Source organism: Thermocatellispora tengchongensis (assembly GCF_014202315.1).
Classification (GTDB): Bacteria; Actinomycetota; Actinomycetes; order Streptosporangiales; family Streptosporangiaceae; genus Thermocatellispora; species Thermocatellispora tengchongensis.
Genome location: NZ_JACHGN010000006.1, coordinates 44,814 through 65,735, shown reverse-complemented (window position 1 = coordinate 65,735; position 20,922 = coordinate 44,814). Strand labels below are relative to the sequence as shown.

The 20,922-nt window shown below is 76.5% G+C and carries 18 protein-coding genes; 6 read left to right on the top strand and 12 right to left on the bottom strand.

Annotated features, from left to right (window positions below; translation table 11 throughout):
- Positions 1–46: 46 nt before the first annotated feature.
- The 7 genes from HNP84_RS54990 to HNP84_RS15120 are packed head-to-tail and all read right to left on the bottom strand — an operon-like array spanning position 47 to position 8,347.
- Positions 47–1,657 (bottom strand): GNAT family N-acetyltransferase, encoded by a 1,611-nt coding sequence (locus HNP84_RS54990; protein ID WP_281396136.1) that lies wholly within the window; start codon positions 1,655–1,657, stop codon positions 47–49.
- Positions 1,657–2,250 (bottom strand): lipopolysaccharide biosynthesis protein, encoded by a 594-nt coding sequence (locus HNP84_RS15145; protein ID WP_185050352.1) that lies wholly within the window; start codon positions 2,248–2,250, stop codon positions 1,657–1,659. Before HNP84_RS15145 ends, HNP84_RS54990 begins: the two co-directional genes overlap by 1 nt.
- A complete protein-coding gene (locus HNP84_RS15140) occupies positions 2,235–3,365 on the bottom strand; it encodes a glycosyltransferase (protein ID WP_221336304.1) in 1,131 nt (376 codons plus the stop codon). The genes HNP84_RS15145 and HNP84_RS15140 overlap by 16 nt, the downstream gene beginning before the upstream one ends.
- Positions 3,359–4,072: a polysaccharide deacetylase family protein gene (locus HNP84_RS15135; protein WP_185050351.1), complete on the bottom strand. Its 714-nt coding sequence runs from the start codon at positions 4,070–4,072 to the stop codon at positions 3,359–3,361. Before HNP84_RS15135 ends, HNP84_RS15140 begins: the two co-directional genes overlap by 7 nt.
- On the bottom strand, positions 4,069–5,589 hold the full coding sequence (locus HNP84_RS15130; RefSeq protein ID WP_185050350.1) for a lipid II flippase MurJ: 1,521 nt from the start codon (positions 5,587–5,589) through the stop codon (positions 4,069–4,071). The genes HNP84_RS15135 and HNP84_RS15130 overlap by 4 nt, the downstream gene beginning before the upstream one ends.
- Positions 5,586–6,902, bottom strand: a complete 1,317-nt coding sequence (locus HNP84_RS15125) for an O-antigen ligase family protein (protein WP_185050349.1) — start codon at positions 6,900–6,902, stop codon at positions 5,586–5,588. Before HNP84_RS15125 ends, HNP84_RS15130 begins: the two co-directional genes overlap by 4 nt.
- Positions 6,903–6,904: 2 nt before the next feature.
- On the bottom strand, positions 6,905–8,347 hold the full coding sequence (locus HNP84_RS15120) for a sugar transferase (protein WP_185050348.1): 1,443 nt from the start codon (positions 8,345–8,347) through the stop codon (positions 6,905–6,907).
- Positions 8,348–9,546: 1,199 nt separating this feature from the next.
- Here HNP84_RS15120 and HNP84_RS15115 point away from each other — a divergent pair.
- The 4 genes from HNP84_RS15115 (at position 9,547) to HNP84_RS15100 (ending at position 13,673) form a co-directional block, all read left to right on the top strand.
- On the top strand, positions 9,547–10,335 hold the full coding sequence (locus HNP84_RS15115) for an IclR family transcriptional regulator (RefSeq protein ID WP_312924877.1): 789 nt from the start codon (positions 9,547–9,549) through the stop codon (positions 10,333–10,335).
- Positions 10,336–10,431: 96 nt separating this feature from the next.
- Positions 10,432–10,992 (top strand): quercetin 2,3-dioxygenase, encoded by a 561-nt coding sequence (locus HNP84_RS15110; protein ID WP_185050346.1) that lies wholly within the window; start codon positions 10,432–10,434, stop codon positions 10,990–10,992.
- A complete protein-coding gene (locus tag HNP84_RS15105) occupies positions 10,989–11,909 on the top strand; it encodes an alpha/beta hydrolase (protein WP_221336303.1) in 921 nt (306 codons plus the stop codon). The genes HNP84_RS15110 and HNP84_RS15105 overlap by 4 nt, the downstream gene beginning before the upstream one ends.
- Positions 11,910–12,023: 114 nt before the next feature.
- Complete coding sequence (locus HNP84_RS15100) at positions 12,024–13,673, top strand: FAD-dependent monooxygenase (RefSeq protein ID WP_185050345.1); 1,650 nt, start codon at positions 12,024–12,026, stop codon at positions 13,671–13,673.
- On the opposite strand, the gene HNP84_RS15095 is transcribed toward HNP84_RS15100, so the two are convergent.
- Positions 13,670–15,517: a glycoside hydrolase family 3 protein gene (locus HNP84_RS15095; RefSeq protein ID WP_221336302.1), complete on the bottom strand. Its 1,848-nt coding sequence runs from the start codon at positions 15,515–15,517 to the stop codon at positions 13,670–13,672. The two genes, HNP84_RS15100 and HNP84_RS15095, sit on opposite strands and share 4 nt — an antisense overlap.
- Positions 15,518–15,740: 223 nt before the next feature.
- Here HNP84_RS15095 and HNP84_RS15090 point away from each other — a divergent pair, with 223 nt between their 5' ends.
- Positions 15,741–17,054 carry an MFS transporter gene (locus HNP84_RS15090; protein ID WP_185050344.1) on the top strand — a complete coding sequence of 438 codons (1,314 nt, stop codon included), beginning with the start codon at positions 15,741–15,743 and terminating at the stop codon, positions 17,052–17,054.
- Positions 17,055–17,098: 44 nt separating this feature from the next.
- Here the strand turns inward: HNP84_RS15090 and HNP84_RS15085 are convergent, their stop codons facing one another.
- Complete coding sequence (locus tag HNP84_RS15085) at positions 17,099–17,827, bottom strand: class I SAM-dependent methyltransferase (protein WP_185050343.1); 729 nt, start codon at positions 17,825–17,827, stop codon at positions 17,099–17,101.
- Positions 17,828–17,974: 147 nt separating this feature from the next.
- On the opposite strand from HNP84_RS15085, the gene HNP84_RS15080 reads away from it, so the two are divergent.
- A complete protein-coding gene (locus tag HNP84_RS15080) occupies positions 17,975–18,496 on the top strand; it encodes an ATP-binding protein (protein WP_185050342.1) in 522 nt (173 codons plus the stop codon).
- A gap of 52 nt (positions 18,497–18,548) precedes the next feature.
- On the opposite strand, the gene HNP84_RS15075 is transcribed toward HNP84_RS15080, so the two are convergent.
- The 3 genes from HNP84_RS15075 to HNP84_RS54985 form a co-directional block, all read right to left on the bottom strand.
- Positions 18,549–18,797 carry a hypothetical protein gene (locus HNP84_RS15075; protein ID WP_221336301.1) on the bottom strand — a complete coding sequence of 83 codons (249 nt, stop codon included), beginning with the start codon at positions 18,795–18,797 and terminating at the stop codon, positions 18,549–18,551.
- Positions 18,798–19,141: 344 nt separating this feature from the next.
- Positions 19,142–19,642 (bottom strand): hypothetical protein, encoded by a 501-nt coding sequence (locus HNP84_RS15070; RefSeq protein ID WP_185050341.1) that lies wholly within the window; start codon positions 19,640–19,642, stop codon positions 19,142–19,144.
- Positions 19,643–19,943: 301 nt separating this feature from the next.
- Positions 19,944–20,852: a LysR family transcriptional regulator gene (locus HNP84_RS54985; RefSeq protein WP_185050340.1), complete on the bottom strand. Its 909-nt coding sequence runs from the start codon at positions 20,850–20,852 to the stop codon at positions 19,944–19,946.
- Positions 20,853–20,922 lie beyond the last annotated feature (70 nt).

The following is a 20,922-nucleotide window of genomic DNA, read 5'->3' as shown; positions in this document are numbered from 1 at the left end:
CCCGCGCCACCGCCGGCGGGCGGCATCGGCGCGGCGCCCCCGGGCGTCATCGGCGCGCCGTCCAGGTGCGCAGCCGGTCGGCCAGGGACGGGCAGCGCCGGGCGGCCTCGCGCTCGGCGGCCAGGCGGGCCCGGACGGCCGCGGCGTACGCGACGGCCCGCGCGCCCCGGCCCAGGATGAGCCTGCGGTTGGGCACGGGCTCGCCCGCCCACTTGTCCTTGTACGGCTCGGCGCCCCGCAGCAGGCTCAGGGTCGGGCGGCCCAGCTCCCGGGCCAGTTCCAGGCCGTTGCGCACCAGCAGGGCGAGCACGTCCACCTCGGCGCGCAGGTCGGGGTGGGCGCCGTAGAGGTAGCCGCCGACGAAGTCGCTCCCGATCAGCGCGAAGTCGCAGGCAAGCAGCCGCCCGCCGATGCGGAACTCCGTCAGCGCCCCCTGCCCCGCCTCGACCAGCCGGGCGGCGGCCCGGGTCAGGTGCGCGGCGAACTCCGGACGCAGATGCTCCCGGTTGATGCCCCTGCCCTCCCACTGCGCGAGGTGCAGCCGCAGCAGGGCGTCCATCGCGCGCCGGGCGTCGGGGGCGGCCACCCGGGTCACCTCGACGCCCTTGGCCTCGATCCTGCGCAGGCTGCGGCGCAGCTTGCCGGCCCGGCGCGGGGCCAGCCGGGCGACGACGTCGTCCACCGGCAGGGCGGGGAGCTCCAGGCAGGTCGAGGCGGGCAGAGTCCAGGCGCGGCCGGGCCAGCACTCCATGAGATGGTCGGCCGCCGCGCCGGGGCGCACCTCGGGCAGGTCGATCACGTCCCAGCCCGGCTCGGCGAGCAGGGCCAGCGACAGCGCGGCCGCCACCTCACCGGCCCGGTGGTCCCCGGCGCGAAGCTCCGCGGCCCGATGCGCATCGGCCCGATGCGCATCGACTCGGTGCCCATGGGCCCCGTACCCGTCGGCCCGGTACCCGTCCGCCCGGTGCGCGTCCGCCCGGTACCCGTCGGTCCGGTGCGCGTCCGCCCGGTACCCGTCGGTCCGGTACGCGTCGGCCCAGTACCCGTCGGCCTGGTACGCGTCCGGCCGATGCCCGTCGGCCCGGTACGCGTCCGGCCGATGCCCGTCGGCCCGGTACGCGTCCGGCCGATGCCCGCCGCCCCGGTGCTCTCCGGCCCCGTGCTCGCCGCCCCGGTGCCCCCCGGCCCGGTCCCCCCAGGCCCGGTGCGCGTCAGCGTGGGGCGTCCCGGCCCGGTGCGCGCCCGCGCCGTACTCATCGGCGAGGTGCTCATCGGCGAGGTACCCGTCGGTGGGGCGCTCATCGGAGGCGTACTCGTCGGCGGGGTGCTCGTCGGGGCCGATCAGCACGTCGGTGAAGTCGGAGTGGCCGCGGCCGAGGGGCGTCAGCACGCGGCAGCCCATCCGGTGCTCCAGCAGGAACGGCGCGGCGCCGACGAGCCGGTCCCCGCGGCAGGCCAGGGCCAGGCGCACCCGGCCCTCGGCGCGGTAGGCCCGCGACCACGACCACAGCCAGCAGTGGGACTGGAACGGCGTGGCGGCGCGGCAGCGCGCGTACAGTTCGTCCCACTCGCCGGCCAGCCCGTTCAGGGCGCCGGCGCCGCGCAGGACCCGGCCGCGCACCGCGGGCGCCGTGGTGCGGGTGGGCGCCGTGGCCATCACGCGCCCACCTCCTGCGGTACGGCGCCGGGTGCCGTGCGCGGGGCGGGCGCGGGCCGGGCGGGCCCGGCCAGGCAGACGATCCCACAGATCAGCAGCGCGGCGGCGGCCCCGATCCCGGCGTGCGGGAGCGGGCTCGGCGACGCGGGTGAGCGGGGCGGGAGGGCGCGGGCGAAGACCGACAGCCGGATGCGGGTGTCGGCGGACCGCCGGTTGGCGTACGCGACGAGCGCGTCGGCGACCAGGTTGGCCCGCCGGGCCGCCAGCGCCGCGTCGCCGGCGGAGGCGCCGATGCGCACCAGGGGCGCGTCCGGCGACGCCGACGCCTGCACCGTGCGGCGGAGCAGGTCCTCATTGGCGAGGAAGGGGTCGCCGCCGGCGGCCACGATGGCGGGTTTGGCGGCGATCCGCGCGTACGCCTGGGCGAAGTGCACCGCGCGGGCGCCGTCGTCGCCGCCCTCGGCCACCACGGCGACGTACGCCTCGCTCGTGTATCCGGGCGGGGCGAGCAGCCAGAACACCGCTCCGGCCGCGGCGCCGAGAACCAGGGCGGCGGCGGCCCAGAGCCTCCGGTCGGTCAGGCGTGCGCGCATCGCGTCTCCTTCCTCGTGCCGCCGTGGCGGCGCAGCAGGCGCTCGTAGAGGGCATCGACCAGCTCGGCCTGGCGGCGTACGTCGTAGTGCAGTACGGCGGGCGGCGGCGCGAGCCGGGGCGGCGGGCCGTGCGCCAGGAGCATCCGCAGCGCCTGCGTCATGTCGCCGGGCGTGCCGGGCAGCCGCGTCGCCCCCGGGGCCGCATCGGCGGGGAGATCGTCGAGTGCGGGGCACGCGCCGTACAGGACGGGCAGCCCGGCCGCCAGCGCCTCCAGCACGGCCAGGCCGAAGGTCTCCTCCCGCGAGGGCGCGGCCAGGACGTCCATCGCGCACAGCAGGGGGCGCACGTCCGCGGCCTCGCCCGTGAAGATCACCCGGCGGGCGACGCCGCATTCGGCGGCCTGGCGCGCCAGCGCCGCGCGCTGCCCGCCCGCGCCCGCCAGTAGCAGGTACGCCCCCTCCAGGTGCCGCATGGCGTCGATCAGGACGTCGAAGCGCTTGCCCGGCTCCAGCCGGCCGACCCCGCCCACGACGGGCGCGTCGACCGGCAGGCCGAGGCGGGTGCGCGCCCGCCAGCGCAGCTCGGGGTCGTAGGCGAAGGCGCCGGCGTCGATGCCGTTGGGGATCACCTCGACGCGGTGGCGCGGCACGCCCCACCGGGCCAGCCGCTCGGCCACGGCCGGCGACACGGCGACGGTCATCTGGCCGAGCGCCTCGCCGGCGAGGTAGGCCCGCCGCACCAGGGCGGTGATCGCCCGCCCTTCGAGGCGGTCGTCACCGATGGAGTGCTCGGTGGCGACGATGGCCGGCACGCCCGCGAGGCGCGCCGCGAGCCGGCCGTACAGGCAGGCGCGGTACAGGTGGGTGTGCACCACGTCGTACCGGCCGCGCCGCATCAGCGCGGCCAGCCGCCCCAGGGCGCGCAGGTCGCGGTTGCCGCGCATGCCGAGGTGGTGGACGGCGACCCCGCCGGCCGCCAGCGCCTCGGCCATCAGGCCGGGGTTGGTCAGCGTGGCGACCTCGCAGCGCGCGCCCAGGTGCGGCAGCAGGGTGCGCAACTGCTGCTCGGCGCCGCCCGCGGCCAGCCCGGTGATCACGTGCAGGACTCTCACCACGGCCCCCTCCACCGCAGCCGGTGCCGGACGTGCTTGGCCAGCAGCCGCGCCGGCCCGTCGCGCTCGCCGACGTAGGTGCGCGGCAGGGCGTGCCAGCCGCCGGGCGCGGACGGCCGGATCGCGCAGGCGTGGGAGTATCCCGCGGCCCGCACCGCCGCCACCTCGCGGGGGCCCGCGTGGCCGTAGGGGTAGGCGAACCCGGTGACCTGCGTGCCGATCAGCTCGCCCAGGACCTCGCGGCTGCGGGTCAGCTCGTGGCCGAGCGCGGCGGCGTCGAGGCCGGGCAGCGAGACGTGGCCCAGCGTGTGCGAGCCGATCTCCATGCCGGCCGCGGCGACCTGCCGCACCTGCCGGGCGTCGAGCAGGGCCTTGCGCGGCCCGCCAGGGTCCCAGGCGTTGTGGCCGCCCAGCCGCCCGGCCACCACGTAGACGGTGGCGGTGAACCCGTGGGCGAGCAGCACGGGCAGCGCCCGGGAGACGAAGTCGGCGTAGCCGTCGTCGAAGGTGAGGCCCACCAGGCCGCGCGCCTCGCCGGCCGCGTGGGCGGCGTGCAGCTCGCGGACGGACACCCCGCGCCACCCCTGGGCCGCCAGCCAGCGCATCTGGCGGGCGAACCGGCGCGGCGAGACGGTGACGCGCAGCGGGTCGGCGGCGCAGGAGTCGACCGAGTGGTACATCAGCACCAACGGCGCGGTGGCCGGCCTCATCGCCCGCCCTCGCGCGGATCGATCATCCGGATCAGCTCCTCGTATCGTGTGATCATCACCGCGGCGAACGCGAGCGCCGCCGCGGGCAGGCCCACCACCAGGACGGCGGCGGGGCTCAGTCCGTTGCAAACGGTTCGGGCCAGCCACCCGGCCGCCGCTGCCGCCACCGCGGCGGCGAGGAAGCGCGCGGCCAGCGGCCCCACGGCCGGGGCGGCGACGCCGGCCGCCCGCCCGGCGCGCAGGCCGCGCAGCAGGATCACCGCGGTCAGGGTGATCCCGGCCGCGTTGGCCAGCGCGATGCCGCCCGCCCCCCACGGGCGTACGGCGAGGGCCGCCAGGACCGCGGTGGCGGCCAGGCCGGCGGCCATGGCCGTGATGGGGAACCGGCTCGGCCGGGTCCCGCAGAAGTAGGCCCGGCAGGCGACGCCGACGACGGCCTGCCCGAGCAGGCCGAGGCTGTACAGGCGCATGACGTGCGCGGTGGCGGCCGTGTCGGCGCCGGTGAAGGCGCCGTGCTGGAGCAGCACGGCGACGATCTCGGGCGCGAAGACCACCAGCGCCGCGGTCGCGGGCAGCACGATCACCGCCGCCGCGGTCAGGTCGCCGGCCAGCCGCCGCGCCGCCGCCGGCGCGTCGCGCGCGGCGATGTGCCGGGCCAGGCGCGGGAACGTCACGGTGGCCAGGGCCAGCGAGAGCACCATCGGCAACTGCGCGATTTTCTGCGCGTAGTTGAGGTGGGAGATGGCCCCCTCCCCCAGCGTCGAGCCGAACAGCCGCTCGATGACCACCTGGCCCTGGCGCAGCAGGGTGTACACGGCCACGGGCGCGAACGCGGCCAGGGGCAGCGCCACGGCCACCGGGCGCACGCCGCCCGGGAGGCCGACGTGCCGCGCGAACGCGGGCGCCTGCGCCGCCACCATCGCCAGCCCGCCGATCATCACCCCCAGCGCCGCCGCGAGCACGCCGAGCCGGTCGTGCCCGGTCAGGGTGCAGGCGATGATGCCGATGTTGTAGACGGCGTAGATGGCGGCCGGGGCGGCGAACCGCTCGCGCGAGCGCAGGGCGGCGCTGGCGTAGCCGGCCAGCCCGAAGGCCAGGATGGTGGGCGCGGTGAGCCGCATGCACCGCGCCGCGAGGTCCGGGTCGGCGATCCCCGGCGCGAGCAGGTGCACCAGCCAGGGCGCGGCCAGGGCGGTGAGCGCGGCGGCGCCCGCCAGCAGCAGGGCGATCGGGGGCAGGGTCGCGGTCACGGCCGGGCGCAGGTCCTGCCCGTTCGCGGCCGAGCGGGTGAACAGGGGGATCAGCACGAAGGCCATCGCCCCCTCGATGAGCAGCGGCGCGGCCGTCTCGGGGACCATCCAGGCGACGAGGAAGGCGTCGGTGCGGGTGTCGGCGCCGAACGTCGCGGCGAGCAGCAGGTCGCGGCCGAACCCCAGCAGGGAGCCGAGCACGGTCAGCGCGCCGGTCAGGGCCGCGGCGCGGGCGTAGTGCCCGGCGCGGGGCGTCGCGGACGTCATCGCCCCGGCCCCCGTTCCGCCGCCGCGCCGGTGGCCCACCACAGCGTCAGGCCCAGCATCACGGACATGACCAGGGACACCGCTCCGCCGACGTCGGCGTAGGCGAAGTCGGCGATCTGCCAGGCCAGCACGCCCACGGCGGCCAGGCCGGCGGCGCGGCCCGATGGGCGGCGGGCGCGGGCCAGGCGGCGCAGCGACCACACCGCCAGGCCGGCGAGCAGCAGGGCGAACGCGGCGAGGCCGAGCACTCCCTGCTCGCTGAGGACCAGCAGGTACATGTTGTGCGGCGACAGCAGCGGCTGACGGCGGTAGCCGCTGACGGGGTCGTCGGTGTCGCTGCCCGAGGACAGATCCAGCGGCGCGTACGCGTCGCGGCCGGCGGCGAAGCCCTTGGGGCCGGCGCCCAGCAGCGGCCGGTCCCGCCACATGTTCAGGGCGGTCTGCCACAGGCTGTAGCGGTCGCCGACGGACCTGTCGGGCTGGGAGAACGAGGAGGTGATCGAGGACAGCCGCGCCGCGATCACGTCCGCCTCCGGCTCGGCCGGCCGGGCCGCCGCTCCGGAGGCGCCGGTGAGGACCACCAGCCCGCACGCGCCCGCCAGCAGCGACGCGACGGCCGGTGCCGCGCCGCGCCGTCGGCTGATGGCGGCCCGCCCGGCGAGCATGGCCGCCGCCGCGCACAGCATGGCCAGCCACGCCCCGCGGCTCAGCGACAGCGCCAGCGGGACGGCCAGTACGGCCGCCGTGACCAGGGCCGCGGCGCGTGCGAGGCCGCGGGCGGTCAGCCCCACGGCCAGCGCGATGACCAGGCCGTAGCTGACCAGCGTGGCCATGGCCATGACGTCTCCGGCGCCGAAGGTGCCCACGGCCCGCACATGCTCGCCGGCGTAGGAGGCGCCGCTTCCCGAGGCCGCCTGCACGCAGCCGATCGCCCCCTGGACCAGCGCCGCCGCCACGACGGCCCCCGCCACCGGCCGTACGTCGCGCCGCTCCGGCAGCAGTACGACCACGGCGAGCGGCACCAGCACGAACACCTGCGTGAAGCGCAGCAGGCCGGGCAGGGCCGCGAGCGGGTCGGGCGCGGCCCAGGTGGCCGCGGTGGCGGCGGCCACGAGCGGCAGGAGCAGCAGGGCCGCCCGCGGCAGCCGCCGGCCCCCGGCCGCCAGGCGGGCGAGGGCCACCGCGACGAGCACGGCCGACGCCACGTCGGCGGGGGTGACGGTGACCGCGCCGCCGGAAACCTCCCACCCGCCCGGCACGCAGGCCAGGACCACCACGAGCACCACCGCCCACGCCCCGCGGGACCCGCCCATGGCTAGGCGCCGCCCGAACGCAGCATGCACCACACCGTCCGGGCCATGATCTTCAGGTCGCCGCGCAGCGACCAGTCGTCGATGTAGTGGTTGTCGAACCGCACCCGGTCCTCGATGGAGGTGTCGCCGCGCAGGCCGTGCACCTGGGCCCAGCCGGTGATCCCCGCCGGGACCCGGTGTCGCAGGTCGTAGCCCGGCACCATCGCCGAGAACCGCTCCACGAAGTAGGGTCGCTCGGGCCGCGGGCCCACGACGCTCATCTCCCCGCGCAGCACGTTCCAGAACTGGGGCAGCTCGTCCAGGGACAGCCGGCGCATCAGGCGTCCGGCCGGGCCGATCCGGCTGTCGCCGGCGATGCTCCAGCGCACGGCGGCCTCCCGGGCGTCCTCCGGCTCGTACGTGCGCAGCTTCAGCACCTGCACCGGGCGGCCGTCCAGACCGACCCGCTCCTGCCGGAACAGCACGCGGGGCCCCACCTCGCGGCGCAGGGCGAGCGCGCACACGATCAGCACGGGGAGGCCGAGCACCAGGCCCGTCACGGCCACCACGCAGTCCAGGGCCCGCTTCAGCGGCCAGGTCGGCCGGGCCTGCGGGAGCGGGCGCATGCGTACCAGGGGGAAGCTCCGCACGTGCTCGCCGAGGGGCACGATCTGGGTCAGCGCGTCCCCCGGTTCCGGGGCGAACAGCACCTCGCACCCCGAGGCCCTGGCCACCCGGGCCGACTCGCGCGCCGCGCGTCCCACCCCGGCGACGATCACGGTGTGGACGGGGTGCAGGCGCAGGATGTCGGCGAGCCCCGCGGGCCGTCCGAGCACCGGCACGCCGGGAACCCCGGCGCGCCGCTCGCTGACGACGCCGACCGGCCGCAGCCGGTACTCGGGATGGGCCAGCAGGGTCGCCACCAGCCGGCCGGCATGCCGCCCCCCGCCCACGACGAGCGTCGCCCGGCCCTCGCCCGGCCGAGACACGCGGTGGAAGACCCACCGCCCGCACACCGCCGCCCCCGTGAAGACGCCGCCGGCCACGAGCACCTCCCAGGCCCATCGCGGGTCGGACACCCCCCAGCCCGGGGCCAGCGCCACCGCCGCCGTGAGCAGGCCGCTGCCGGCCAGGCGCGCCACACCGTGCAGGGGCCCGGAGAACAGGCGGACGCGGTACAGGCCGCCCGCCGCGTTGAGCGGCACGACCAGCGCCATCATCAGGACGGTCCACTCCCGCGCGCCCGGGGCCGTGCCGGCCGGCGCCGCGCAGACCAGCCCGAGGGCGAGTGCCAGCACGTCCACGCCCATCAGCCCGAGCGGCACCGCGACCCCGCGCAGCCTCCCGGCCGGCTTCCGCGGCGCACGCCCCGCTCCGCCCCGCCGCCACGACGCACCGCGCCGTACCGGTGCGACCGGGGATGACCGCTCACCGGTGACGGGCGCGGCCATCGCGTTCTCCAGCATCAGAGACTTCCGTCATTATTCGCTCCGCGCCCCTCACTGACACGCAGGGCCTGATATCCCCGATACTTGTGCGGACTTTTCTCAACAAGCAGAGACGTGCTCCGAAAAAACAAAACAAGCCATCCGGCGACTGCCGATAATACCCACCGGAAGCCGTCTGCCCCGGTAACCGGGCGAGGGCGAATATCCGCAGGTGAGGCAAAGTTTCCCGCGACGACGTTTGCCGTTTCTTTCCGCACGGCACCGATATTTCCCGCCCCGGCCGGGACCCGCGCACAGCGCGGGCATCCGCACCCGAATACCGATAGGGCCGCACCGCTCACCCCCGGGATTTACCAGCACAAAACCGCGGCCTCCCATTGATACGGGGCGAACCACGCCAGATCGGTCCCGTCCCCCCGAACCTCCCAGCACGGGGACGGCGGCGTCTCCCCACCGCTCCCACCGGCTCCGGGGCGCGGATCAAGCGGCGGTCAGGCCGTGAGGAAGCGCGTGAGCACGGAGCGAAGAGCTTCAGGCCGGCCACGCGCCCGCGCACATGCGCGGGGAGCCGGGTACGCGGGCGGATGCTCGCGGGGGGTGGCGGTCAAGGAGAGGCCGCCGGGAAGGGCGTCCACGGCGCGGCGGATGCGGATGGCGAGGTCCTGCCGAGTGCCTGTCAGGGCCTCGGGAGCGGGGGCGCGGGCAAGCGGTCGCGGGCGAGAGGTCACAGGCAACAGGTCACAGGCTCCAGCCACGAGCCCCCCGACCAGCTCGCCCCAGGCCACAGGCACGGGATCACAGGCAAGAGACCGCGGGCAAGAGACCGCGGGCAAGAGGCCGCGAGCAAGAGGCCGCGAGCAAGAGGCCGCGAGCAAGAGGCCGCGAGCAAGAGGCCGCGAGCAAGCGGTCGCGAGCAAGCGGTCGCGAGCAAGCGGTCGCGAGCAAGCGGTCGCGAGCAAGCGGTCGCGGGCGAGGGGGCGGCACGGCCGGGAACGGCGGGAAGCGGGCGCGCCACCATGGGCGGGGAACGGCGGCGCCACGAAGGGCGGGGAGCTCCGCGCCGTGATCTTGTGAGGCCGGCAGGGGGGCGGGGCGCCGGAAGCGAGGTCTGCCGTGTCGGACGCGTGTCAGGTACATTGCCGTTCGATGACGAAAGTGTTGTGCGGCCGGTCCCGGCCGGTGGGGGCGTTCCCCCGGGTGCCGAGGGCGGGCGGGTCGTGAGCGGGGCGAGCGCGCCGGCGCACCGGGTGCGGGGGCGGCGTCCGCCGCAGGGGGAGCCGGTGGTGGACCGGGCGCTGTCGTTGCTGGCGGCGTTCGACGCCGGGCACCGGTCGCTGACGCTGGGCGAGCTGAGCCGGCGCAGCGGCATCCCGCCGAGCTCGGCGCTTCGGCTGGCGAACAGGCTGACGGCCTGGGGCGCGCTGGAGCGGGGGGACGACGGCCGGTTCTCGGTCGGGCTGCGGCTGTGGGAGGTGGCCTCGCTGGCCCCGCGGGGGCAGGGGCTGCGGCAGGTCGCGATGCCGTTCATGGGGGACCTGGCCGAGGTCACCCGCCAGCACGTGCTGCTGGCCGTGCGTGAGGGCGACGAGGCGGTGCTGGTCGAGCGGCTGTCCTCCCATCACGCGATGCCGGTGCTGTACCGCGTGGGCGGGCGGCTGCCCCTGCACTCCACCGGTGTCGGGCTGGTGCTGCTCGCCTTCGCCGATCCCGCCTTCCAGGACGAGGTGCTCGCCCGGCCACTGGTGCACGAGCCGGAGAAGGTCCCGGTCGCTCCCGACGCGCTGCGCCGCACGCTGGCGGAGGTGCGCCGGCAGGGCATGGCGACGGTACGCCGTGCCTCCCCCGCACCGCTGGTGACCGTGGCCGCGCCCATCTTCGGCGCCGAGCACCGCGTGGTGGCGGCGCTGTCGGTCGTGGTGCCGCGCGGCGGCGCCGAGCCCCGGCAGCTCGGCCCGGCCGTGCGCACCGCCGCCCGCTCGATCTCCCGGATGCTCGGCGCCCACTGATCCGCCAAGACCGCGTGCCGTTCAATGGCAGGCCCCTGGCCCCGCGTGATGCTGGTCGCGAATCATGTCCGGGTCGGCGACGAAGCGGGAGGCGCGATGAGCCTGGAGTACCTGATCGACCCCGAAGGCGGCCCCCAGTGGCGGGGCATCCTGCCGGGCGCACCGGAGGCGTACTTCCTCAAGCGCGGTGAGGGCGAGCACGCGATGCTGTTCACCGACCTGTTCACCGTGCTGCTCAGCGGCGACGAGACCGAGGGTCAGTTCGGCGTGTTCACCAGTGAGGCGCCCGCGGGCAAGCTCATCCCGGCGCACGTCCACCGCGACACGCACGAGACCTTCTACGTCATGGAGGGCAAGGTGCGGGTGCACGTCCGCGACCGCGACGGGACGAAGCGGTCGCGGCTGCTGGAGCCGGGCGACTTCGGGTTCGTCCCGGCCGGGCTGGCGCACGCCTACCAGGTGGAGGAGCGGGCCCGGATGCTCGGCGTCGCCACCGGGGGCTTCGAGCGGTTCTTCCAGCACATGGGCCGGCCCACCGACCACGCGACCGCCGACCAGCCGCCGTTCGTCCCGGACCTCCCCCGCATGCAGGCCGCGGCGCGCGAGCACAACATGGAGTTCCTGCCGGACCTGGCCTGGCCGGACGCGGAGGCGTGACGGTGCCCGGCGCGCCGCTGCCCCTGCCGCCGCCCGCGCACGAGGCGCCGCCGCCGCCCGCCCGTCCCGGAGCGGGCGGCACCCGGGTCCTGGCCGGCGTCCCCTACGCCGCGATCCCCGGCGTCCGGCCCCTCGAACTCGACCTGGTGCTGCCGCCCGAGGGCGGCGGGCCGGCGCCCGTCGTCGTGTTCCTGCACGGCGGCGGGTGGCGCACGGGCAGCCGCCACTCCCCCGGCCCGGCGTACGCCGGCGCCGACCCCACGCCGTTCGAGCGGGTGGCGCAGGCCGGGATCGCCGTGGCCAGCGCGGACTACCGGCTCTCCGGCGAGGCGGTGTGGCCGGCGCAGGCGCACGACGTCAAGGCGGCCGTGCGCTGGCTGCGCGCCCGCGCCCCGGAGCTGGGCCTGGACCCGGAGCGGATCGCCGCGTGGGGGGAGTCGGCCGGCGGGCACCTCGCCGCCGTTCTGGGCCTCACGCCGGACGATCCCGCCCTGGAGGGCGCCGTCGGCGTGACGGGGCCCTCCAGCGCCGTACGCGCCGTCGCCGCCTGGTACGCCCCCTGCGACCTGCGTACCGTCGCGGCCGAGACCGGCGCCGGCCCGATGGACCCGGGCAGCCGCGAGGCCGGGCTGCTCGGCACCCCGGTGCCCGCCGCGCCCGAGGCGGCGGCCCAGGCCAGCCCGATCACCCACGTGTCCCCCGCCGCCCCGCCCTTCCTGCTGCTGCACGGCCGGGACGACCGCGCCATCGCCTGCGCGCAGAGCGAGCGGCTGCGCGACGCCCTGCGGGACGCCGGCGCCGACGTCCGGCTGCACGTCTACGACGGCGCGGACCACATGTGGCACGGCGCGCCGGACGCGGCGTACGACGCGCTGGAGCGCACGATCGCCTTCCTGCGGGAACGGCTCGGCGCCTGACCATCCGACCACGACTGGAGAACCGATGACCGCAGTGGACCCCGTCCACCACGAAGACGACCCTCTGGACGACCTGCCGGCCGGGAGCGACCTCGCCGGGCCCGGGGAGCGGCCGTGACCGAGGAGGTTCCGGTCCTGATCGCGGGGGGCGGGCCGAGCGGCCTGGCCGCCGCGATCGAGCTGGGCCGGCGCGGCGTGGACGTGCTGGTGGTGGAGCCGCGGGTCACGCTGGACCAGTTGCGCCCGCGGGCCAAGACGACCAGCGTCCGCACCATGGAGCACCTGCGCCGCTGGGGCCTGGCCGAGCGGCTGCGCGCCGCCGCGCCGCTGCCGGTGGCGCACGCCCAGGACGTGGTCTTCTGCACCGGCCTGTTCGGGCACGAGATCACCCGCTTCCGGGAGGCGTTCGGGCTGACGGTCACCCGCCGCGAGGAGTACGCCGAGGCGGGCCAGCAGGCGCCGCAGCCGCTGGTGGAGCGGGTCCTGCGCGAGGCCGCCGCCGAGCTGCCCGCGGTGCGGCTGCTGCTCGGCGGGCGGGTCACCGCCGTCGCCGACGGCGAGGACGGGGTGCGCGCGACGGTCGCGGAGCCCGGCGGGGGCACCCGCGAGGTGACGGCGCGCTACCTGCTGGGCTGCGACGGCGGCGGCGGGGTCAGCCGCCAGGCGATCGGCGCCCGCTACGAGGGCTCCTCGGGAGCGATGCCCAACCTGAGCGTCACCTTCCGCAGCCGGGCGCTGGAGGAGCGCCCGCTGTGCGCGGACGGCGTGCACTACTGGGTGATCGGCGCCGAGCGCGGCGGGCTGATGGGGCGGCTGGACCTGGGCGGGACCTGGTGGGCGATCATCCAGGGCGTCGGCCCGGACGCCGCGGGCGACGACCCGGCCGATCTGGTGCGGGCCCTGGCGGGCGCGGACATCGACGTGGAGGTGCTGGCCACCGACCCCTGGTCGGCCCGCATGCTGCTCGCCGACCGGTACCGGGGCAGGCGGGTGTTCCTGGTCGGCGACGCCGCCCACCTCAACCCGCCGTGGGGCGGGCACGGCTTCAACACCTGCGTCGGCGACGCGGTCAACATCGGCTGGAAGCTCGCCGCCGTCTTGCAGGGCTGGGCGCCGGAGTCGCTGCTGGACAGCTACGAGCCGGAACGCCGCCCGGTGGCCGCCCGCACCATCGCCGCCGCGGGCGCGCAGGAGGCGTTCCTGGCTCCGTCCTTCGCCGCGGGGGAGCTCGGCGACGAGACCGCGGGCAGGGCGCTGCGCGAGGAGCTCGCCCGCCGCCTGCTCGTCAAGGACACCGAGTTCCACAGCCTCGGGCTGGTGCTCGGCTACGACTACCGCGACTCCCCCGTGGTGGTCCCCGACGGCCTGCCCGCGCCCGAGCCGGAGCTGGCGACCTTCACCCCCTCGGCCCACCCGGGCGCCCGGCTGCCGCACGCCTGGCTGCCGGACGGCCGTTCGCTCTACGACGCCCTCGGCGAGGGGTTCACCCTGCTCCGCCTGGCCGCCGGGGCCGACCCGGCCCCGCTGCTGGACGCCGCCGCCCGGCTGTCGGTCCCAATGCGGCTGCTCGACCTGAGCGGGGTCGCGCACCTGCGCGGGCGCTACGGCGAGGACCTGGTGCTGGTCCGCCCCGACCAGCACATCGCCTGGCGCGGCGGGCATCCCGCCGCCCCGGACGCCCTGCTGGCCCGGGTCCTCGGCGGCGCGCCGCGGCCCGCCGCCGGGGTGCGGGCGACGGGCCGGGAGCTAGCGGGCGGGGGCTAGCGGGCGGGGCGCGGGCGCCAGTCCCGCGCCTCGGCGGCGTGGCCGAGCGGGAACACCGGGTCGGGGGTGCCGCCCGGCAGATCCTCCGGGTGGGCCTCGACGGCGGCCATGGAGCGCGGCAGCTCGACGGGCAGGCGGCCTTCCGGCCGGGCGTGCCCGAACACCACGTCCAGCACGGCCGCGTCGTCCGCGCCGAAGTCGGCCAACAGGGCCGCGCCGCTCTCGGCGAGCTCCGGGATCACGGGCGGGCGCTCCACGAAGACGTCGATCACGGTCGGCAGGGCGGCGGCCAGGGCGCACAGGTGCTCGCGCTCCGGCTCGGGCAGGTCCAGCCGCCCCTGGTGGAACAGCGCCTCCGGCAGCCGCTCCCTCGGCTCGTACGGCGCGGCGATGCGCACCAGCGCGGCATCGGCGTCCTGCGGGCGGGCGGCCACGGTCGCGTACCGGGCCGCCACCTGGGGATCGACGCCCTCGACGTAGAGGCGGATCCCGGAGGCGAGCGGCAGGATGCCGGCGTCGTCGCGCAGCAGCGTCATCGAGCGCCGCTGCGCCGCCGCCCCGGCCGCGGCGAAGTCCGCGCGGCCCACGGTCGCCACCGCGCGCTCCTCGTCCACGTACGGGTTCTCGAACAGGCCGAGCCGGAACAGCACGCTCAGCACGCGTCCCGCCGACTCGTCGATGCGGGCCTCGCTCACCCGGCCGGCGGCGACCAGCCCGGTGATCACCTCGGGGCACCACTCGCCGCCGAGCTGGTCCACCCCGGCGTCGAGGAGCAGCAGCGCCCGCTCGGCCCGGCCCAGGTGCTCCACCCCCCACGCCCGCGCCGGCCACACGCTCCCGTCGGCGAGCACGGCGTCGGTGAGCAGGCCGAAGTCGGTGCACACGATGCCGTCGTAGCCCTCGTCGCGGCGCAGCAGCCCGGCCACCACCTCGCGGTCGAAGGCGAAGCCCACCCCGGCGAGGCCGGGCACGCCCACCGGCCGCCCGTAGTACGGCATCACCGCGGCGGCCCCGGCGCGCAGCGACGGGCGGAACTGGTCGCGGTGCAGCTCGAACAGCCCGGCCGGGTAGACCTGGTCGCTGCCGTGGGCGAAGTGGGCGTCCTCGCCGCCGGCCTGCGGGCCCGCCCCCGGCCAGTGCTTGACCATGCTCGCCACCGAGCCGGGGCCGAGCCGCGGGCCCTGCAGCTCCTCGACGTACGCCCCGGCCAGGCGGCCCACCACCTCCGGGTCGGCGCCGAACGTGCCCGCGGTGCGGCACCAGCGCGGCTCGCTGGCCAGGTCGGCCATGGGGTGGATCGCCATGCGGATGCCCACCGCCGTGTACTCCGCGCGGATCGCGCGGGCGAACTCGCGCACCGCGTCCTCATCGCGGAGGGCGCCGAAGCCGAGCGGTTCCGGCCAGCGCGAGCAGCCGCCCGAGGGCACCGACGTCAGCGGGTTGTCGTTGGCCGAGTGCCGCGGGTCGGACGAGACCAGCACCGGGATGCCCAGCCGGCTGCGCGCGGCCAGGTCCTGCAGCCGGTTGTGCCAGCGGGCCAGCGGCCCGGCGGCGACCGGTGCCATCAGGGCCAGGCAGCGCAGGTGCAGGTCGCGCACGGCGCGGGTGGTCGGCGCGGCGGGCAGGAGCCCGGACGGCTCCTCCACCAGGCCGCCGTCGGGCGCCACCGCGACCGGGGCGTGGCACATCAGTCCGGCCTTCTCGGCCAGGGTCATCCGGGCGAGCAGGTCGCCGACCCGTTCCGGGACCGGGCGGCGGGGGTCCTCATACGGGGCCATCACGCCGTCGCCGTCCAGATCGCGGAAGGCGACGCCGTCGTGAGACAAGAGATCAGGGCGTGACATGGGCACGAGCATGGCCCCGGGCCGCCCCGGTCACCCAGCGCCGTGCCAACCAATGGCACGCCGATCCGGCCGGCCGCACCCCGCCCACCGGCGGATCGGCGTTCCATTGATTGGCATCGCCCCTTAACCTGCCGGCGGCCCGCTGTCATTCTCCCCGGCAAGTCCGCCGGCGCGGCGTCCAGCGCCCGCCGGTGACTGACCGCGAGGCGAAAGGTGCCCCCCGATGACCACGTCCTTCCACCACGGCGAGAGCCGGCCGGACCCCGCAGTGTCCACCCTGGACGACACCGCCCCTCCCGGCGGCGGGCCGGGCCCGCGCAGCGGGTTCCTGTTCGGCCTGGGCTTCGCCGCCATCGGCACCGCGATGGCGAACCTCGTCCCGCTCGTGCTGACGCTGTCGATCAAGGCGACGGAGATCGATCCGCGCGGCGCCACCACCGTGGTCTCCATCGTGGCCAGCGTCGGGGCCCTGTGCTCGCTGATCGCCTTCCCGGTGTTCGGCAGGCTCAGCGACCGCGCCACCGGGCGGCTCGGCCGGCGCCGCCCCTTCCTCCTGCTGGGCGCCGTGCTGTTCGCGGCCGGCGCGGCGGGCATGCTCACGGCCACCGGCACGGCGACGCTGACGGCCGCGGGCGTGGTCACCGCGATCGGGTTCAGCTCGGCCACGGTCGCGCTCACGGCGGTCATCCCGGACCAGCTCGCGCCCGACCGGCGCGGGCCCGCCTCGGCGATCGTCGGGCTGAGCCTCCCGCTCGGCGCGGTCGCCGGGCTGTTCGTCGCGCAACTGGTCTCGCCGAACCTGCCGGCGATGATCCTGCTCCCCGCGGGCATCGGCGTGGCGGGGTGCCTGCTGTTCTCGCTCACGCTGCGCGACCCGCGGCTGCCCGCGGACAGGCGTCCCCCCTTCGGCTGGACGGACCTCCTCGGCACCTTCTGGGTGAACCCGCGCCGCAGCCCGGCCTTCGCCTGGGCCTGGCTGAGCCGCCTGCTGCTGTTCTCCGGGGTGGCGGCGATCCAGGCGTACCAGGCGTTCTACCTGATGATCGTGCTGCGCTTCCCGCCCGAGCGGGTCGCCGAGGCCGTCTTCCTCTCGACGCTGGTGCTCACGGCCGCCGCGCTCGTCTTCGCGCCCATCGCGGGCCGGGTCTCCGACCGGGTCGGACGGCGCAAGCCCTTCGTCATCGCCGCCGCGCTGATCTTCGCGGTGGGGCTGCTGCTCGCCGCCTTCGCGACCTCCTTCCCGTTCTTCCTGTTCGCGATCGGCGTCGTCGGGCTCGGCCAGGGCGTCTACTTCGCGGTGGACATCGCGCTCGTGACCCAGATCCTGCCCGACCCGGCGAACCCGGCCAAGGACCTCGGCCTGATGAACATCGCCAGCACCCTGCCCAGCTCGATCGTGCCGGCCGTGGCCCCGGCGATCCTCGCGATCGGCGCCACGGCGGCGGCCCCGCAGAACTTCGCCGCCCTGTTCACCTTCGGCGCGATCACCGGCCTCCTCGGGGCCGTCCTGATCGCGCCGATCCGCGGGGTCAGGTAGCGGGGCCGGACGTCCGGGAAGCCCCGGCGGGCCGAGGGCGACGCTCAGAGGCGGGAGCGGGTGACGACGTACACGCCGAGCTCGGCCGGGCCGGCCGGGGACGCGGTGAGATCGCGCAGGGCCAGTTCCTCCTTCAGCCGCTCCTCGCCGAGCACCCACCAGTCGTAGTCCACCTGGACCTCCTGCACCAGCTCCTCGTCCTGGTAGACGCGGTAGGTCATGTGCCAGACCACCTTGCCGGCACCGGCCGGCTCTGCCCGGCCCCAGCCCCGGTACGCCCGCCGCCCGACGCGTACGTCGGCCATCTGCGCCTCCGGCACCGCCACGGCCTCGGCCGGGGGCTGCAGGTTCAGCACCGCGCGGCCGCCCGGGGCGAGCCGTTCGGCGAGGAGGTCCCACATGCCGCCCCGATCCGCGGGGTCGAAGTGGCCGATGACGCTCATCGCGACCAGCGCGCCCAACCGGCCGGGGAGCCGCGCCTGCGGGAAGCCCTCCGGCAGCACGGTCACCCGCTCGCGCAGCCCCGCGTCCTCGTTCACCCGGGCCAGCAGCACCGCGCGCAGCCCGGGGGTGGGCTCGACGGCCAGGATCTCGGCCTCGGGCAGGGCCTGGGCGATCACCCGGGTGCCGTGCCCGCCGCCCGCGCCGAGGTCCACCACGGGCCCGGCCGGGGCCCCGCGCAGCGCCTCGGTGAGCACCGGGCCGTACGCCTGCCAGTGCGGGGCGATCATGATGTCGATGAACTCGGCGGAGTGGCGGTACTCCTCGGTCATGGCACCGTCCTTACGAAAGCGATAATCATTTCAAAGGACACCATAACGACTGGATGCCGCACTCCAGGCTGACCGCCGTCAAACCGTGACAGGAAGGGCGGGCCTCCGGTTCCGCCATAGGCTGTCCGGTGTGGGGAGGCGGTCGGCATGAGGGCTCCGGAGGTGGCCGTCCTGGTCGGGTTGCAGGCGTCGGGCAAGTCCGCCTTCTACCACCGCTGCCTGGCGGCGACGCACATCCACGTGAGCAAGGACGCCTTCCCCAACGCCCGCCGCCCCCAGCGGCGCCAGCTCAGGATGATCGCCGAGGCCCTGGAGGCGGGGCGGGACGTGGCGGTGGACAACACCAACCCCTCCCCCGAGGAGTGGAGCCCGCTCATCGTGGCCGCCCGGGAGCACGGCGCCCGGGTGATCGCCTACTGGTTCCCGCCCGACCTGGCCGCCTCGCTGGCGCGCAACGCCCTGCGGACCGGCCGCGCCCGGGTGCCCGAGGTCGGCGTGCGCGCCACCTTCAAGCGCCTGCGCCGTCCCCGGCCCTCGGACGGCTTCGACGCGGTCCATACCGTGACCTTCGACGGCCGCGAGGGCTTCACGATCCGGCACGAGGCGGAACCGCCGCCCGGCGAGGGAGCCGTGCGGCCGGACGCGGGGCCGGTTCGGGCGGAGCGGTAGACCGGGCCGCCGCGCTCGCAGGCGGCCCCCGTACCGGACGGGCCGGGTGACGTCACACGGCCTCGGCGGCCTCCCCGAGTTCGCGCAGGATCTGGGAGCGGTGCTGCTCGGCCAGGAAGTGGCCCGCGCCCACGACCAGCGCGACGGGCCAGTCGATGATCTCCAGTGCGGCGAGCGCGCCCAGGGCCGCGTAGAAGACCAGGCGGTCCGGCGGCGGCACGGTGACGGAACCGATCAGCGGCAGCCGCACCTCCCTGCGCCCGCCCGCTGTGACTGCCGCGGCGGCCGATGTCGCGGCCATGGCGACCACCCCCACTTCCGGATGCGTGGTGTCCGTCTGCCCCGGGCCCGTCGCGGGTATCGGACGCGCGCCGATGCTTTGCCGAGTCCTTCCGGTCGGGTTCCCGCGCCATGGGGCCGCCGGCCCGGTCCCCGCACGCCCCGGACGGGTGTCAGCGGGTGGTTCCAGGAGGAGCCGGCCGCTGGTGTGGAAGCGGTGCGACAGCGGGCCCGGCTCCGCCGGCAGGCGGCGTCCGATCCCGTCGCGTGTCCCCCGTGCCTCTTCCCCCGCCCGCGCCCGGCCGACGGCACGGCGGCCCGCGCCCCGCGGGAGGGGGGACGGGCCGCCGCGGCTCGCCGCCGCCGTCAGAACGGCTGGTTGTCCAGGGTGTTGACCTTGATCGCGGTGAGCTTGATCTGGTTGAGGTTCACCGTGGCGGTGCCGGCCGGCTTGGTGCAGCCGAACGCGAGCATCCCGGTGCCGGTGAAGTCGTGCACGACGTGGACCACGATGCTCTCCTTCGCGCCGGGGCCGAGGGTCACCTCGGTGAAGTCGGTGTCGGCACCGCCTTCCGCGCTGAGAGTGCAGGTGTAGTTGATCGTGCTGTTCCCGGTGTTGTGGGCGTGCGTCTTGGCGGTGATCGTGTACTTGCCGGAGAACCCGGTGAAGTTGTTCAGGTTCAGTAGCGAGCCGGTGTGGACGCGGTGGTTGTTCCACCGGCTGATCACCTCTGGGGGCGCGGCCTGCGCCGGGGCGGCGTTGCCCGCCACCAGCAGCCCGGCCCCCAGCGCCACGGCGACGGCCGCCGCGACGCGCACCCAGGTACGGCGCGCCATCCCGAGCGCCGCGGATGTGAACATGTGCATGCGTGAGTCTCCTGTACGTGGTGATCGCGATTCCCCGCGCCGACGGCGCGGGCGCGCGTCCGGCTCGAAGTGCGGCCGGCCCGCGCACGCCGCGAAACGTAACCGGGGGCCGTGGCCCGGCACCGCGCATAAATCCACGGTCCGGCGGAGAAGCCGGACGGGGCTGTGCGACACGTCCGCACACCGGTCGCGGGCCTGGCCCGAGCGCCGCGAGCGGGCCCGGCCGCAGGGCGTGCGTCAGAGTGCCGAGGCCGGCCGCAGGGCGTGCGTCACAGTGCCTGGCCCGGCCGCAGGAGGTGCGTCAGGGGGCGAGGGCGCGGTCGCGGAGAACCGCGATGGCCTCGGCCAGCGGGCCGCCGTGCGCCTCCGCGCCCTCGGGCCAGACGACGCCGAGCCGGAAGCGCAGATCCGGGTCGTCCAGCGGCACCAGGACCAGGCCCGACTCGACGAGGACGCGCCCGCGCAGCGTGCCGGGGGTGGCCAGCGCCAGGGCGCGGGAGTGGGCGACGTGCGCGGCGATCTGGACCACGTCGTTGTGCGGCAGTTCGCGGAGGCGGGTGACGCCGCCCCTGCGCAGGTGCTCGCGCAGCCCGTTCATCACCAGCGGGTGCACCTTGGGCGAGGGCAGCAGCATCTCGCGGCCGGCGAGGTCGCCGACGGTCAGCTCCGCGCGGCCCGCGAGGGGGTCGCCGGGGCGCATGGCGACGGCGAAGCGGTACTCGGCGAGCGCGAGAGCGCGGAGACCGGGGTCGCGCACCGGCAGGTGCACGACGGCGATGTCCAGCTTGCGCGCGGCCATCAGGGCGAGCAGCCCGGCCGACGGCTCCAGGGTCAGCGGCAGCCCGGCCCCCGGGCTCACCTTCTCGAAGGTCTCCAGGACCAGGTCCAGGACGTCGGTGGGGGCCAGCGGCGTGGCCCCCACCCGCACGACCGGCGGCGCGGGCGGCGCCTGGGGCGCGGGGGCGGCGAGCCGCGGCAGGGCGTCGAAGCGGGCCAGGACGTCGCGGGCGGGTTCGAGGAAGGTGCGCCCGAAGGGGGTCAGCTCGACCCGGTGGTGGCGGCGGTCGAACAGCTCGCGGCCGAGCTCCCGCTCCAGCTCGCGGATGCGCCGGCTGAGCGGGGAGGACGTCACGTGCAGCCGCTCGGCGGCCCGGCCGAAGTGGAGTTCCTCGGCCACCGCCACGAAGTACCGGAGCTGCTGGACGTCCATCCGCCCAGCGTAGCCAGGGGCGGAGCGGATCGGTCGTCCCCTCCGGCGCCCCCGCCCCGATGACCGGGAC

Excerpts from the sequence above, each read along its gene's own strand:
- HNP84_RS54990 (WP_281396136.1), bottom strand. The coding sequence starts at position 1,657 with ATGGCCACGGCGCCCACCCGCACCACGGCGCCCGCGGTGCGCGGCCGG.
- HNP84_RS15145 (WP_185050352.1), bottom strand. The coding sequence starts at position 2,250 with ATGCGCGCACGCCTGACCGACCGGAGGCTCTGGGCCGCCGCCGCCCTG.
- HNP84_RS15135 (WP_185050351.1), bottom strand. The coding sequence starts at position 4,072 with ATGAGGCCGGCCACCGCGCCGTTGGTGCTGATGTACCACTCGGTCGAC.
- HNP84_RS15130 (WP_185050350.1), bottom strand. The coding sequence starts at position 5,589 with ATGACGTCCGCGACGCCCCGCGCCGGGCACTACGCCCGCGCCGCGGCC.
- HNP84_RS15125 (WP_185050349.1), bottom strand. The coding sequence starts at position 6,902 with ATGGGCGGGTCCCGCGGGGCGTGGGCGGTGGTGCTCGTGGTGGTCCTG.
- HNP84_RS15120 (WP_185050348.1), bottom strand. The coding sequence starts at position 8,347 with ATGCTGGAGAACGCGATGGCCGCGCCCGTCACCGGTGAGCGGTCATCC.
- HNP84_RS15110 (WP_185050346.1), top strand. The coding sequence starts at position 10,432 with ATGAGCCTGGAGTACCTGATCGACCCCGAAGGCGGCCCCCAGTGGCGG.
- HNP84_RS15095 (WP_221336302.1), bottom strand. The coding sequence starts at position 15,517 with ATGTCACGCCCTGATCTCTTGTCTCACGACGGCGTCGCCTTCCGCGAT.
- HNP84_RS15090 (WP_185050344.1), top strand. The coding sequence starts at position 15,741 with ATGACCACGTCCTTCCACCACGGCGAGAGCCGGCCGGACCCCGCAGTG.
- HNP84_RS15085 (WP_185050343.1), bottom strand. The coding sequence starts at position 17,827 with ATGACCGAGGAGTACCGCCACTCCGCCGAGTTCATCGACATCATGATC.
- HNP84_RS15080 (WP_185050342.1), top strand. The coding sequence starts at position 17,975 with ATGAGGGCTCCGGAGGTGGCCGTCCTGGTCGGGTTGCAGGCGTCGGGC.
- HNP84_RS15075 (WP_221336301.1), bottom strand. The coding sequence starts at position 18,797 with ATGGCCGCGACATCGGCCGCCGCGGCAGTCACAGCGGGCGGGCGCAGG.
- HNP84_RS15070 (WP_185050341.1), bottom strand. The coding sequence starts at position 19,642 with ATGCACATGTTCACATCCGCGGCGCTCGGGATGGCGCGCCGTACCTGG.
- HNP84_RS54985 (WP_185050340.1), bottom strand. The coding sequence starts at position 20,852 with ATGGACGTCCAGCAGCTCCGGTACTTCGTGGCGGTGGCCGAGGAACTC.